This is a genomic window from Polaromonas sp., assembly GCF_029945925.1.
Taxonomy (GTDB): domain Bacteria; phylum Pseudomonadota; class Gammaproteobacteria; order Burkholderiales; family Burkholderiaceae_C; genus Polaromonas.
Genome location: NZ_JAQSDN010000064.1, coordinates 1 through 12,616 on the forward strand (window position 1 = coordinate 1; position 12,616 = coordinate 12,616).

General features: G+C 63.8%; 11 protein-coding genes and 1 pseudogene. 10 read left to right on the forward strand and 2 right to left on the reverse strand.

The features are described from left to right. Window positions 1-186: 186 nt before the first annotated feature. On the reverse strand, window positions 187-1,191 hold the full coding sequence (locus PSV40_RS21145) for a succinylglutamate desuccinylase/aspartoacylase family protein (protein ID WP_300541610.1): 1,005 nt from the start codon (window positions 1,189-1,191) through the stop codon (window positions 187-189). Between the two features lie 341 nt (window positions 1,192-1,532). Between PSV40_RS21145 and PSV40_RS21150 the strand changes: the two genes are divergently transcribed. After that, window positions 1,533-3,743 (forward strand): methyl-accepting chemotaxis protein, encoded by a 2,211-nt coding sequence (locus PSV40_RS21150; protein WP_300541612.1) that lies wholly within the window; start codon window positions 1,533-1,535, stop codon window positions 3,741-3,743. Window positions 3,744-3,851: 108 nt separating this feature from the next. On the opposite strand, the pseudogene PSV40_RS21155 reads toward PSV40_RS21150, so the two are convergent. Next, window positions 3,852-3,974: pseudogene (locus PSV40_RS21155) on the reverse strand (IS481 family transposase); the annotation flags it as partial. A gap of 203 nt (window positions 3,975-4,177) precedes the next feature. Here PSV40_RS21155 and PSV40_RS21160 point away from each other — a divergent pair. From PSV40_RS21160 to PSV40_RS21200, 9 genes are all read left to right on the forward strand, one after another. Then, complete coding sequence (locus tag PSV40_RS21160) at window positions 4,178-4,666, forward strand: chemotaxis protein CheW (RefSeq protein ID WP_300541614.1); 489 nt, start codon at window positions 4,178-4,180, stop codon at window positions 4,664-4,666. A gap of 17 nt (window positions 4,667-4,683) precedes the next feature. Then, window positions 4,684-6,378, forward strand: a complete 1,695-nt coding sequence (locus PSV40_RS21165; RefSeq protein WP_300541616.1) for a methyl-accepting chemotaxis protein — start codon at window positions 4,684-4,686, stop codon at window positions 6,376-6,378. 153 nt (window positions 6,379-6,531) lie between these two features. Continuing rightward, the gene (locus PSV40_RS21170) at window positions 6,532-7,098 is read left to right on the forward strand and encodes a Fur family transcriptional regulator (protein WP_300541618.1); all 567 of its coding nucleotides are present in this window, start codon (window positions 6,532-6,534) and stop codon (window positions 7,096-7,098) included. After that, window positions 7,095-7,751: an ATP-binding cassette domain-containing protein gene (locus tag PSV40_RS21175; RefSeq protein WP_300541620.1), complete on the forward strand. Its 657-nt coding sequence runs from the start codon at window positions 7,095-7,097 to the stop codon at window positions 7,749-7,751. Before PSV40_RS21170 ends, PSV40_RS21175 begins: the two co-directional genes overlap by 4 nt. Further along, complete coding sequence (locus PSV40_RS21180; protein WP_300541622.1) at window positions 7,748-8,950, forward strand: FtsX-like permease family protein; 1,203 nt, start codon at window positions 7,748-7,750, stop codon at window positions 8,948-8,950. Before PSV40_RS21175 ends, PSV40_RS21180 begins: the two co-directional genes overlap by 4 nt. Window positions 8,951-8,974: 24 nt before the next feature. Beyond that, entirely contained in the window at window positions 8,975-9,214 is a 240-nt protein-coding gene (locus tag PSV40_RS21185) for a hypothetical protein (RefSeq protein WP_300541624.1), read from the forward strand. A 136-nt stretch (window positions 9,215-9,350) separates the two neighbouring features. Then, the gene (locus PSV40_RS21190; RefSeq protein ID WP_300541626.1) at window positions 9,351-9,935 is read left to right on the forward strand and encodes a DUF3299 domain-containing protein; all 585 of its coding nucleotides are present in this window, start codon (window positions 9,351-9,353) and stop codon (window positions 9,933-9,935) included. A gap of 6 nt (window positions 9,936-9,941) precedes the next feature. After that, a complete protein-coding gene (locus PSV40_RS21195) occupies window positions 9,942-10,346 on the forward strand; it encodes a hypothetical protein (protein ID WP_300541628.1) in 405 nt (134 codons plus the stop codon). 72 nt (window positions 10,347-10,418) lie between these two features. After that, complete coding sequence (locus tag PSV40_RS21200) at window positions 10,419-12,518, forward strand: TonB-dependent receptor (RefSeq protein WP_300541630.1); 2,100 nt, start codon at window positions 10,419-10,421, stop codon at window positions 12,516-12,518. Window positions 12,519-12,616: the final 98 nt, after the last annotated feature.

Here is a 12,616-nt window from a genome sequence, read left to right on the forward strand (position 1 = left end):
GCAACAGCCGAAGGATATCTCAAAAGTGAATTTTTAAGTTAGCGCTTATGGGACTAGATCCGGGATCCATGTTTTATAGCGCGCCGCACCGAAGAGCCGTGCCCAGCCTTTGGTCTCGAAGTCGCTCCTGATTTGATAGCTGGTAGCGCCCGTTTTTATTGGAATACAGGCACTTTTGACTCGAAATCAGCCCCGATGCCGCGCCATGTAAAACCACTCCTGCCCCGGTTCGGCGCGCGGATTGGGAAACACCACGAAACCGTCGTGCGGCGCCTTCACCTCGGCGCCGCTGTGGCGTACGCCAATCAGCTCGCCGGCTTTCACCGCGTCAAAGCTGCGCCACTCGCGGCTGAAGCGGTCGCCCGCATGTTCGCGGTCCGTCACATCCACCAGACGCAAAATCCCGCGCTCGGTAGCTGAGGCTTCAAGCGGCTGCGACACCATGCCCAGCAGCGCCAGTGTCTGCAAAATCGCGTGGCGCGCCACCTCGACGCCCTGCGGGTCGTCGTGCTGCCCGCATTCCAGCGTCACGCCGTAGCCGCCGCGTGAGCGCATGTATTCGGTCGTGCCTACGCCGTAGTTGGGGTTGGTCACCAGCGTCTGCGCGCGGGCCGCACCGGTAGGCGCGGGCGCCGCGGCGCGCCGCTGTACGCCACGCGCATAGGTGTCCAGCCAGCCTTCGACAATGCGCGGCGCGCCGGTGCACAGGGCCAGTTGCATTTCCTGTTCTGCCTGGCTGAAGGGTTCGAGCGTGCCGCTGTTATTCTGCGGGCCGATCATCACAAACGGTGCGCCGGCGGTGTGGAAGGAGTGCAGGTCCAACAGCACCTCGTGCGCGTCCAGCAGCGGGCACAACACATTGGCAATGCGGTCTTCGAAATCCTGCGGAATCGCGCTCGGCGCCATGTTGCGGTTCAGGTTGCGGTCGCCGGTGCGCTGCTTGAGCTGGTGGGCCAGCGGGTTGGTGACGGGCACAAAGGTCACCGTGCCGCGTTCGATGCTGAGCTGGCCGTTGTCGATGTCCTGCAGCAGCTGCGTGATGGCTTTGGTACCGCAGATTTCGTTGCCGTGGACGGCGCCCAGGATCAGCAGGCGTGGGCCGGGCGCCAGGCCGTGGAAGGTGTGGGTGCGGAGGTGGGTGGGGCGGGGCTGGGGGGAAGAGGGCGCATCGCCCTGTAGCTTGTCGGTCATGGTGGCTTGTTTATACAGCGGATCATGCCATGCCAAGGCACTGCTGTGACGCGCCTCTACGTCGACATCTGCGATGCGCGTTCCCGTATCGTAGGTCGGCTGTGTGAACGCGCAAGCGCTGAAGCCTTCCCCGCCAGGCAAACCATCATGCAATTGGCAGCGACCATGCGTCACTCCCTGGTCGCCCCCCTTTTTTTTGAAAATCGCGGGTTTTTCCTAAAGTTTCGGCGCCATTGACCGTTAAGAAGACATGCGGTGCCTGCAAGGGCGTTGCTTTTCTGATTCCGCATCGCGCTGCAAATTGCAGGGGTGTGTCCTCAATACCACCGACAGGAGCGTTTATGCCCCCGACAACCGTTTATCCCGGAGCATCCACCCCCGACGAGACAAGCTTCGCTGCGCCTTCCCGTGAAGCAGGCAAACGCGGTTTTCGGGGGGAGTCCCCGGTGCATGGCGCGACGCGGGTTCCAGACTTCGTTTCTCTGGCAAGCACCATGGCCATCCGGGGTGGCGTCGCTATCCTGGTGGTGACGACACTCATCATGGGCGTCTTCTATGCGTTGGCATCCTCGCAACAACAGCGCGGTGCCTCGCAATATGCCAATGCCAAGGCCGAGGCCATTGCCCGATCTCTCGATATCTTTGACCAGACCATGCGGCTGAATGCAGACCATGCTTTCGGCATCTTTCGACGCAAGTTTGGAGCGACCCTGGTTCTGGATGACGAGGCGCAGGGTCAATTGTCCAACCAGGGCGCGCGGATCAATGGCAATACTGCGGACGTGGACAGTTTTGCGCGCGACTTTCCCGGAGGCAATGCCACGGTTTTTGTCGCGCAAGGGGAGGATTTCCGGCGAATCACCACATCCGTCAAGAAGGAAAACGGTGAACGCGCTGTGGGTACATTGCTGGATCGCAAGAGTCCGGCTTATGCGACGCTGCGCGCAGGGAAAAAATTTGTCGGGCGGACCATGCTTTTTGGGCGCCCCTTCATGACGGTCTACGAGCCTGTGCGCGATGAGGCCGGGCGCGTCGTTGCCGTTTTTTACATCGGCCTGGACATATCGCTGCAGCAGGCTTCCCTGAGTGAGGCGGTGAGCCAGACAAAAATTTTCAGCACCGGTGGACTCTACGTTGTCAATCCAGGAGCTGATCCCGCTTCTGCAACGCTGGTGTTTCACCCGGCGGCTGCCGGCAAGAAGCTGGCCGACGTGCTCCAGCGCCAGCCGGCAGAATGGCTTCAACGTCTGATGGGCAAGGAGACCTTCTGGATGGAGGACGCGCCAGCGGTTCTTCAGTCGGGTCCGGAAGGACGACGTTATGCCTCCGTGGTCAGGAGCGAGTCGTCTGGCTGGCTGGTCGTGGCGGAGGTTCCGGCGTCGGAGGTGCTGGCAGAACTGTATCGCCAGATGGCCTGGGTGGGCAGCTTTATTGCCCTGTCGGCGGCTTTGCTCGGCGTTGCGCTGATTGTTTCTATTCGCCGCACTGTGAGTCCATTGGGGCTGCTGAGCCAGCATGTGCAGGCCATCGGACAGGGCGATTTGTCCCAACATCTGGTGTCGGGGCGTCGGGATGAAATTGGCGTCATCTTCCGGGCCTTGGAGGCCATGCGCAACAGCCTGGCCAAGGTGGTCGGCGAAGTCCGCAGCGGCACCGACACGATAGCCACGGCCTCCAGCCAGATCGCCGCCGGCAACCACGACCTGTCGTCCCGCACCGAAGAACAAGCCAGCTCCCTGGAAGAGACAGCCGCGTCGATGGAAGAGCTGACCAGCACCGTCAAGCAGAACGCCGACAACGCCCGCCAGGCCAACCAGCTGGCAGTGACCGCCTCCAGCGTGGCCGTCAAGGGCGGCAGCGTGGTCGCCGAAGTGGTGGGCACCATGGGCGCCATCAACGCCTCGTCCCGCAAGATCGTCGACATCATCGGCGTGATCGACGGCATCGCCTTCCAGACCAACATCCTGGCCCTGAACGCCGCGGTCGAAGCGGCCCGGGCCGGGGAACAAGGACGAGGCTTTGCCGTGGTGGCTGCTGAAGTCAGAAACCTGGCCCAGAGAAGTGCGGCAGCGGCCAAGGAGATCAAGACCCTGATTGGCGACTCCGTTGACAAGGTCGAAGAAGGCAGCAAACAGGTGGCCGAGGCCGGCAAGACCATGGACGAGATTGTGGACAGCGTCAAACGCGTGACCGACATCATGGCCGAGATCACGGCGGCCAGCCAGGAGCAGACCCAGGGTATCGAGCAGATCAACCAGGCGATCACGCAGATGGACCAGGTGACGCAGCAGAACGCGGCCCTGGTCGAAGAGGCGGCCGCCGCTGCGTCCTCGCTGCAGGAGCAGGCCAGCGGGCTCAGTCAGGTGGTCAGTGTGTTCAAGCTGGGGAACGAGCAGGTCCAGACATATTCCCAGCAGCGCGGGGCAAGCCCCAAGCGGCAAGCTGCGCCCAAACAGCCGCCGCATGCGAAGAAGGCGATTGCGGCGCCGCGCAAGCCCGCAGCGGTGATGGGCGAGCTTGCCGCTGCGGGCGGTGACTGGGAAACGTTTTAAGAACCCCTGTGTGGACTGGATACATACGAAACAGGTGTTCGGAGACATAGGATACACCTTGCGGGTCCACATGAAGTGATGATGACAGCGGAAAGCATGGAAGCAAGCCTTGAAGTCGATCTGCCCCAGTGCATGGGGCTCGGGGTGTTCGCAGCGCTGCCAATGCTGGGCCGCCCCACTGGCCACCGGGGGCATCAGGCCGTGGCGGTGCAAGATGGCTGTGACAGTGGCGGCACGTCCCGGTGCCTCAACGCAGACCCCAAAAGTTAAAGACCGCCAACGGTTGGGGAGGGTTTTCCTTGGATTTTTTCCTTCAAGTTTTTCCGTATCTTGCCGTTAAACATATGCAGGCATCCCAATAACAGGGCTTTGCAGGCCCCGCAGCATGCGGGTGCCGGCTGGACATGTCATCACCATCGTTTCAAGGAATGCTCATGCACGCAACAACAAGCAACAACAACCCGGCCGCCCCGGCGCTTGAGTTCCTGGCCTTCACGCTGGGCCAGGAAGAGTACGGCATCGACATCCAGAAGGTGCAGGAGCTGCGTGGTTACGACACCGTGACCCGCATCGCCAACGCCCCCGAACACATCAAGGGCGTGGTCAACCTGCGCGGGATCATCGTGCCGATCATCGACATGCGCATCAAGTTCAACCTGGGCACGCCGAGCTACGACCAGTTTACGGTCGTGATCATCCTCAACCTGGCCAGCCGCGTCATGGGCATGGTGGTGGACAGCGTCTCGGATGTGATTACGCTGACACCGGAACAAATCAAGCCGGCGCCCGAGATGGGGTCGGTGCTGGACACCAACTACCTGATCGGTCTGGGCACGCTCGATGAACGCATGTTGATTCTGGTTGACATCGACAAGCTCATGAGCAGCGATGACATGGGGTTGGTTGCCGAAACAGCGCATTAATTTAAAAGAGAAGCGTCATGAACAATTTCAAAATCTCCACCCGCCTGCTCATCCTGATTGGCCTCATGTCCGCGCTGCTGATTACCATCGGTGGCTGGGGCCTGTACGGCGTCAGTCAGACCAACGATGCCCTGCGCAGCGTGTACGAAAACCGTCTGGTACCCACAGGGCAGATTGCCGAAATCCAGAGCAAATTGCTGGAGAACCGACTGGCCATTGCTGCCTCGCAGGTCACGCCAACCCCTGAAGAAATTCGCAAGAACACCGCTGAGGTCGAAGCCAACATCGCCGAGATCTCCAAGGTCTGGGCTGCCTTCATGGCCACCACGCTGACCCCCGAGGAAGCGAAGATCGCCAAGAAATTTGAAGAGGATCGTGGCAGGTTCGTGCAGGACGGCCTGCGTCCGGCCGTGACCGCCTTGCGTGCCAACGATGTGGACAGCGCCAGGCGCCTCGTATTGGAAAAAATTCGCCCGCTGTGGGCCCCGGTACGAGATGGCATTGCAGCCCTGATGCAGCTGCAAAATGATGAAGCGAAGAAGGAATACGAAGCCGCAGTCAGCCGCTACGCCACGATCCGCATGGTGTCGATCGCTGCCATCACGGCCGGCGTGCTGTTTGCCTTCGTTTTTGGCATGACCCTGGTACGCGGTATCTCGCGTTCGCTGACCCAGGCCGGGGAAGCGGCCAACGCCGTGGCCCTGGGTGACCTGACCCACACCATCCATGTCGAGGGCAAGGACGAGGTGGCTCAACTGCTGACTTCCCTGTCCGCCATGAAAGACAGTCTCGTCAATATTGTTGGTCAGGTTCGCGTCGGCACCGACACGATAGCCACAGCCTCCAGCCAGATCGCCTCGGGCAACCAGGACCTGTCCTCGCGCACCGAAGAGCAGGCGAGCTCACTCGAAGAAACCGCCGCCTCGATGGAAGAGCTGACCAGCACCGTCAAGCAGAACGCCGACAACGCCCGCCAGGCCAACCAGCTGGCAGTGACCGCCTCCAGCGTGGCCGTCAAGGGCGGCAGCGTGGTCGCCGAAGTGGTGGGCACCATGGGCGCCATCAACGCCTCGTCCCGCAAGATCGTCGACATCATCGGCGTGATCGACGGCATCGCCTTCCAGACCAACATCCTGGCCCTGAACGCCGCGGTCGAAGCGGCCCGGGCCGGGGAACAAGGACGAGGCTTTGCCGTGGTGGCTGCTGAAGTCAGAAACCTGGCCCAGAGAAGTGCGGCAGCGGCCAAGGAGATCAAGACCCTGATTGGCGACTCCGTTGACAAGGTCGAAGAAGGCAGCAAACAGGTGGCCGAGGCCGGCAAGACCATGGACGAGATTGTGGACAGCGTCAAACGCGTGACCGACATCATGGCCGAGATCACGGCGGCCAGCCAGGAGCAGACCCAGGGTATCGAGCAGATCAACCAGGCGATCACGCAGATGGACCAGGTGACGCAGCAGAACGCGGCCCTGGTCGAAGAGGCGGCCGCCGCTGCGTCCTCGCTGCAGGAGCAGGCCAGCGGGCTCAGTCAGGTGGTCAGTGTGTTCAGGCTCGATAACAGCCAGGTGCCCTCGACCTATGCGGCTGCGCCCAAGGGCGCGGCACCGGTCAAGCGACAGGCAGCGCCCAAGCAGCCGCCGCGGGCCAGGCAGGCCATTGCTGCACCGCAGGGCAAGCTTGCCGCAGCCGGTGGCGACTGGGAAACGTTCTAAAGCGCGGGCTGCCTTAGCCCGCTCAATCGTCGGAGCGGCAGCAGCGGGTGGTGGGGCTGGCTTTCAAGGTGGCGGGTTTAAGCAGCTTCCGTGCTTGAGGGATAATGCAACCAAATTGCATTTGATCTCATGCGCACAAGTTCCCAAACCCTCATGGCCTCCTTCTCTACCAAGGAACCCATCGCCGACCCGATAGACGTTCTGCTGTCGGCCCACGGCCTGCGCCGCACGAATGCCGCACGTCGTGTGCTGGGCTGGCTGCTGGCGCACCCGGACACGAGTTACACACATGCGCAGTTGCAGGCGGCGCTGGCGGAAGGGGCCGGACAGCCTGGATTGCGGATCAAGTCCGCAATGACAAAGGTGGCTGACAGCGCGCCGCTGGACCGCGTCACGCTCTACCGTCTGATTGACCGCCTCACGCAGGTCGGGCTGCTGCTGTGCCGCGTGGATGCCAGCCGGGTGCGGCGTTACCAGGCGATGCCGGCGGGTGTGCATGCAATGCCGCACTTTGAATGCCAGAGTTGCCACCGTGACAGCCCGCTGGAAAACGCCTTGCAGGCCAGCGCCGGCGACCTGGAGCGTGCGGCGCAATCGGCGCTCGACGCTCTCAAGGCGCTGGGTTACCAGGGCATGAGCCTGGACTTTGCGGTGCGTGGCGTGTGTGCCGATTGTGCGACCGGCGCCAGCGCACCAAGCGCCAAGGGCTTGCCCGCGTGATTACTACGCGGCAACTGGCTTACCAGTACGCCGGCGGGGCGAAGCTGCGCTTTGACGACATCGATGTGACGCAGGGCGGGGTGCTGCTGCTGCGCGGCGCATCGGGTTCCGGCAAGTCCACCTGGCTGGCGCTGGCGGCGGGGCTGCTGACGCCGACCGCGGGCGACATCACGGTGGCCGGGCAGTCGCTGCTGGCGCTGGGCAAGGTGGCGGGTGATGCCTGGCGTGCGAGGACGATTGGTTTTCTGCCGCAGAAACTGCATTTGAGCAGCGCGCTGACGGTGCACGCCAACCTGGCGATGGGGCAGTGGGCGGCGGGGCAGGCGCAGGACGATGCGCGCATCCGCGAGGCGCTCACGGCGCTCGGGGTGAATGACCTCGCCACGCGCAAGCCGGCGCAGCTCTCGGGCGGGCAGGCGCAGCGGGTGGCGCTGGCGCGCGCGGTGCTGCTGCAGCCGCAGGTGATCCTGGCAGACGAACCGACGGCCAGCCTGGACGACGAGGCGGCGGCGCAGGCGGTGGCGCTGTTGCAGGCGACGGCGAAGCGCCAGGGCGCGACGCTGGTGATTGCCACGCACGATGCACGGGTTGCGGCGAATCTTGATGGTCAAATAGGCTTCCAGCCCTTGTTCCTCGGGCGCAAACAGCTATGAAAACTGTAGCGCTTGCCTGGCGGTTTTTGTGGTCACGGCCGCTGTCGGCCGGGCTCAACGTGCTGTTGCTCAGTCTGGGCCTGGGGTCGCTGAGCTTTGTGCTGCTGGCCAGCCACCAGATCGACCAGGCCTTTGAGCGCGACCTGGCCGGCATCGACGTGGTGGTGGGCGCCAAGGGCAGCCCGATGCAGCTGATTCTCTCGGGCGTGTTCCACATCGACGCGCCGACCGGCAACATACCGCTGGCCGCGGTGAAAGAGCTCGAACAACATCCGCAGGTGGCGAAGTTGATTCCTGTCAGCCTGGGCGACAGCTTTCGCGGCTTTCGCATCGTCGGCACCACGCCGGACTACCTCACGCATTACAAAGCAGTATTTGCACAGGGCGGCGTCTGGACGACGCCCATGCAGGCGGTGCTGGGCGCGCAAGTGGCGGCGCAGAGCGGGCTGAAAGTGGGCGACCGTTTTGCCGGCAGCCACGGCCTGGGCGGCGGTGGTGAAAGCCATGGCCAGACACCGTATGTGGTGAGCGGCGTGCTGGCCGCCGGCGGCTCGGTGCTGGACCGGCTGGTGCTGACGGCCACCGAGTCGGTCTGGCAGGTGCATGAAGGTGATGCCGCGCTCGACGCCGACGACCGCAAGCTGCTGGAAGAAGAACGCGAAATCACGCTGGCGCTGATTCAGTACCGCACGCCGCTGGCGGCGGTGACTTTTCCGCGCTTTGTGAACAGCAGCACTGAAATGCAGGCGGCCGCGCCCGCGTTGGAGATCACGCGGCTGCTGAACATGATCGGCGTGGGCACCGACGTGATGCGCGCGCTGGCCGGCGTGTTGCTGCTGACGGCCGGGCTGAGCGTGTTCATCGCGTTGTGGAGCGCCGTGCGCGAGCGCCGCGCCGACCTGGCGCTGCTGCGCATGCTGGGCGCGCCGCCGCGCAAGGTGGCGGCGCTGCTGCTGTGCGAGGCGCTGTGGCTGGCGCTGCTGGCCACGCTGATCGGTGTGCTGGCAGGGCAGGAACTGATGGCGGCGCTGGCCTGGTTTCTGCAGCTGGATAAATCGGTGCTGATCGGCGGTTTGCCCTGGCCGGTCGAATTGTGGAGTGTCCCGGCGCTGGCCGTGGGTGTGGCGCTGCTTTCAGCGCTGCTGCCTGCATACGAGGCCTACCGGGCCAATGTGTTTGAACTGCTTCAATCAAGGTGAATGATGAAAAAAATGATGTCAAAAATGCTCCCAGCCCTTGTCACGCTTGCGCTGGCAGCTACTTTTTCAATAGCGCATGCGCAGCACAAGGATGCAGAAACCAAGGAAGACATCCAGCGCCACCGCACCATGGCCGCCGCGCACGAGGCCGCGGCCAAGTGCCTGGAGTCGGGCAAGAAGGAAGATGTCTGCATGAAAGAGCTGCAGGCTTCCTGCAAGGGGCTGGCGGTGGGAAAATACTGCGGCATGAAACACGCGCATTGAACTCGGGCAGTCATCCCGGACTCGATCCGGGATCCATGCGCATGGACCAGCGACATTGGTTTGCGTGACATGGATTGCGGGTCAGGCCCGCAATGACAGGCCCAGACAGTGTCCAAGCCCCATTTCCGGAGAACCCATGACCCCTCCTGCTTCCACCGCTTTCAAGACCGCACCGCTGCTGCTGGCCCTGCTGCTCGCTGCCGGCGCTGCAAACGCACAGCTGAGCTCGCCCCTGCCCGCAGGCAGCGGCAAGCCCGCTGCGGCCAAGGCGGCGCCTGTGCAGCTTGGCAGCATCGATCTGCCGGCCGGGCAGGGCGCGGGTGTGCACGGAGCCAACAGCCCGTTTGCGCCGCTGGCCCCACGCAGTGACGTGGTGCCGTGGTCGGTGCTGACCGACGTGAAAACCAAAAACGAGAAAAACCGCATCCTGCCGGTGTTCAATGAAGGCCAACTCGCCATGAACGGGAAAACCCAGCGCGTCCAGGGCTTCATGATGCCGCTGGAGCCGGGCAAGAAGCAGCGCCACTTCCTGCTCTCGTCGGTGCCGCTGACATGTTCGTTTTGCCTGCCCGGCGGTCCGGAAAGCATGGTCGAGGTCAAGACCAAAACCCCGGTGGAATACAGCATGGAAGCGGTGGTGGTGGAAGGCCGCCTGCAGGTGCTGCACGACGACTCCTATGGCCTTTATTACCGCATCAACGATGCTGTGACGGTGAAGTAAACACCCATGGTTTTCCGGCGCATGGTGTGGCGGGCGGGCTGGGGCTATCTGGCCCTGGTGCTCTTGCTTGCGCCCATGCTGGGCCAGATGCACGGCCTGGTTCACGGCGCCGGTGGCGACCGTCCCGCCGCGCAACAACACCTTGAGGTTGATGCCCATGCGCACGACCACGCGCATGCGCATGAACGCGCGGACGGGCCCGGCTGGCTCGCGGATCTTTTCTCCGTCCATCTTGACGATTCTGATTGCCGCGTTTTCGACCAGCTGTGCCACAGCGATGTGCTGCCGGCTGCGCCGCCGTTGGCGCTGCCCATGGCGCTGTCCTCGTTTGTTTTTCAATTCCTGGAAGGCGAAGTACTCGCCCGCCGGGCCGCACTTTACGAAGCGCGCGGTCCGCCTCGGGCTCGTTGAACCCCCGAAGTTGTCGAGCGCGGCCGCATGGTCGTTGCTTGACGTTTTCTGTTTTCGATTCAACGAGCCCTCATGAAAAAACCATTCCCCCGCCCTGCCATCGGCACGGCGACACTCACCCTGTTCGCGCTCGGTTGCCCGCTGGCCCACGCCCAGACAACGGCGCCCACGCTGAAAGAAATCACCGTCACCGGCAACCCGCTGGGCGCGACCGACCTGATTGCCCCCGCCACGCAGTATTCAGGCGCCGGCCTGCTGCTGCGCTCCAAAACCACGCTCGGTGAAACGCTGGACGGCACACCCGGCGTGAGCAGCACCTACTTCGGCCCCAATGCCAGCCGGCCCGTTATTCGCGGGCTGGACGGCGACCGCATCCGCATCCTGGCCAACGGTGGTGGCTCGCTCGATGCGTCCAGCCTGAGTTACGACCACGCGGTCACGGCCGACCCCATCAGCATCGAACGCATCGAGGTGTTGCGCGGCCCCGGCGCCCTGCTGTACGGCGGCAGCGCGGTCGGCGGCGTGGTCAACGTCATTGACAACCGCATTCCACGCGAGCCGCAGTGGGGCGAGAAGGGCGGGATCAGCGGCAAGGCCGACCTGAGCCTGGCCAGCGGCAACTCGGAGCGCGGCAAGGGTGTGCTGCTTGAAGGCGGCAACCAGCGTTACAGCCTGCACGTGGACGCTTTTGACCGCCAGACCGGCGACGTGAAAGTGCCACGCGATCTCAATTGCACCAAGGCCGGCGTCACCACCACCTCGCGGCGCATTTGCAACTCGGCCAGCGAGGTCAGCGGCGGTGCTGTCGGCGGCTCGGTGTTTTTTGACAACGGCTACCTGGGCGCATCGGCCAGCAATTACCGCAGCACCTACGGCACGGTGGCCGAAGACGAGGTGACCATAGGCATGAAGTCGGACCGTTATGCGATCGAAGGCGAAGTGCGCAACCTGGGCGGGCCCTTCCAGAGCATCAAGGGGCAATACAGCCAGACCGACTACGGCCACACCGAGTTCGAGGGCGCAACCGCCGGCACCGTCTTCAAGAACAAGGGCAGCGACTTCCGGCTGGAAGCGCGTCATGCCAGGCTCGGCAAGCTCGACGGCGTGCTGGGTTTCCAGACCGAGTCCAACCGTTTTTCCGCCGACGGCAGCGAAGCCTTTGCCCCTTACAGCAAGACGGCGCAGTCGGCGGTGTTTGCCTATGAAGAGCTGGCCACCGGCTGGGGCAAGCTGAGCCTGGGCGGGCGGCTGGAGTCGGTCAAGGTCGAGTCTTTCGGCAACCCGCTGGTGACGCGCTTCACGCCGGCAACACGGGACTTCAAGCCCGGCAGTTATGCCCTGGGCGCGCTGTGGAATGCCGCGCCGGGCTGGCAACTGACCAGCAATCTGGCTTACACCGAGCGCGCCCCCAAGGACTATGAACTGTTTGCCGACGGCCCGCACATAGCCACGGCCGCCTATGAGGTGGGCAACGCCAGCCTGACAAAAGAACAGTCGGGCAACCTCGACGTGGGCGCTGCCTGGAAGTCGGGCGGGCACAGCTTCAAGGTCAACAGCTATGTGAGTCGCTTCAGGAACTACATCGCGCTGAACCAGACGGCTGGCGTCAGGCGCAATGCGGAAGACGGTGAAGTCAATCCGGTGGAAGACGCTGGCAACCCGGGCTTCACCGCCACGGGTGCCGAGTTCAAGCCGCTGGCCGAATTCCGCTACGAACAGGTGCGCGCACGCTTCACCGGCATCGAGGCCAGCGGCAACATCCGCCTGCAGGAAGGCGCCTCGCAGGTGGACCTGGCGCTGCGCGGCGACATGGTGCGCGCCACCAAGCTCAGCAACGGCCAGCCGCTGCCGCGCATTGCGCCCTGGCGCGTGGGCGCTTCGCTGCTGTGGGCCAGCGGACCATGGGGCACCAGCCTCGGCTTCGACCACAACGCCGCTCAGAAGCGCGTGCCGGCACCGCCCACCGGTGAGACCGCGGCCTACACGCTGTGGAACGCCGCCGCGTCCTACCGTGTCAAGGCCGACGCTGCGACGCTGCTCTGGTACGCGCGGCTGGACAACCTCACCAACAGGCTGGCCTACAGCGCGAGTTCGGTGCTGACGAGCACGGCGTTTCCGAAAGCGCCGCTGCCCGGGCGTAGTTTGAAGGTGGGGTTGCAGGCGAGTTTCTAGAGCCCCCACGGTCGCTCGCTGCGCGTAGCTCCCTGCCCCCCGAGGGGGCCGCTGCGCCTGCGGCCCGGCAAAGCCGGTTCCGCGGCCCCTGCTTGATT

What these genes read in the sequence shown, in the direction of transcription:
- PSV40_RS21145 (WP_300541610.1), bottom strand. Translation starts at nt 1,191, where the DNA reads ATGACCGACAAGCTACAGGGCGATGCGCCCTCTTCCCCCCAGCCCCGC.
- PSV40_RS21150 (WP_300541612.1), top strand. Translation starts at nt 1,533, where the DNA reads ATGCCCCCGACAACCGTTTATCCCGGAGCATCCACCCCCGACGAGACA.
- PSV40_RS21160 (WP_300541614.1), top strand. Translation starts at nt 4,178, where the DNA reads ATGCACGCAACAACAAGCAACAACAACCCGGCCGCCCCGGCGCTTGAG.
- PSV40_RS21165 (WP_300541616.1), top strand. Translation starts at nt 4,684, where the DNA reads ATGAACAATTTCAAAATCTCCACCCGCCTGCTCATCCTGATTGGCCTC.
- PSV40_RS21170 (WP_300541618.1), top strand. Translation starts at nt 6,532, where the DNA reads ATGGCCTCCTTCTCTACCAAGGAACCCATCGCCGACCCGATAGACGTT.
- PSV40_RS21180 (WP_300541622.1), top strand. Translation starts at nt 7,748, where the DNA reads ATGAAAACTGTAGCGCTTGCCTGGCGGTTTTTGTGGTCACGGCCGCTG.
- PSV40_RS21185 (WP_300541624.1), top strand. Translation starts at nt 8,975, where the DNA reads ATGCTCCCAGCCCTTGTCACGCTTGCGCTGGCAGCTACTTTTTCAATA.
- PSV40_RS21190 (WP_300541626.1), top strand. Translation starts at nt 9,351, where the DNA reads ATGACCCCTCCTGCTTCCACCGCTTTCAAGACCGCACCGCTGCTGCTG.
- PSV40_RS21195 (WP_300541628.1), top strand. Translation starts at nt 9,942, where the DNA reads ATGGTTTTCCGGCGCATGGTGTGGCGGGCGGGCTGGGGCTATCTGGCC.
- PSV40_RS21200 (WP_300541630.1), top strand. Translation starts at nt 10,419, where the DNA reads ATGAAAAAACCATTCCCCCGCCCTGCCATCGGCACGGCGACACTCACC.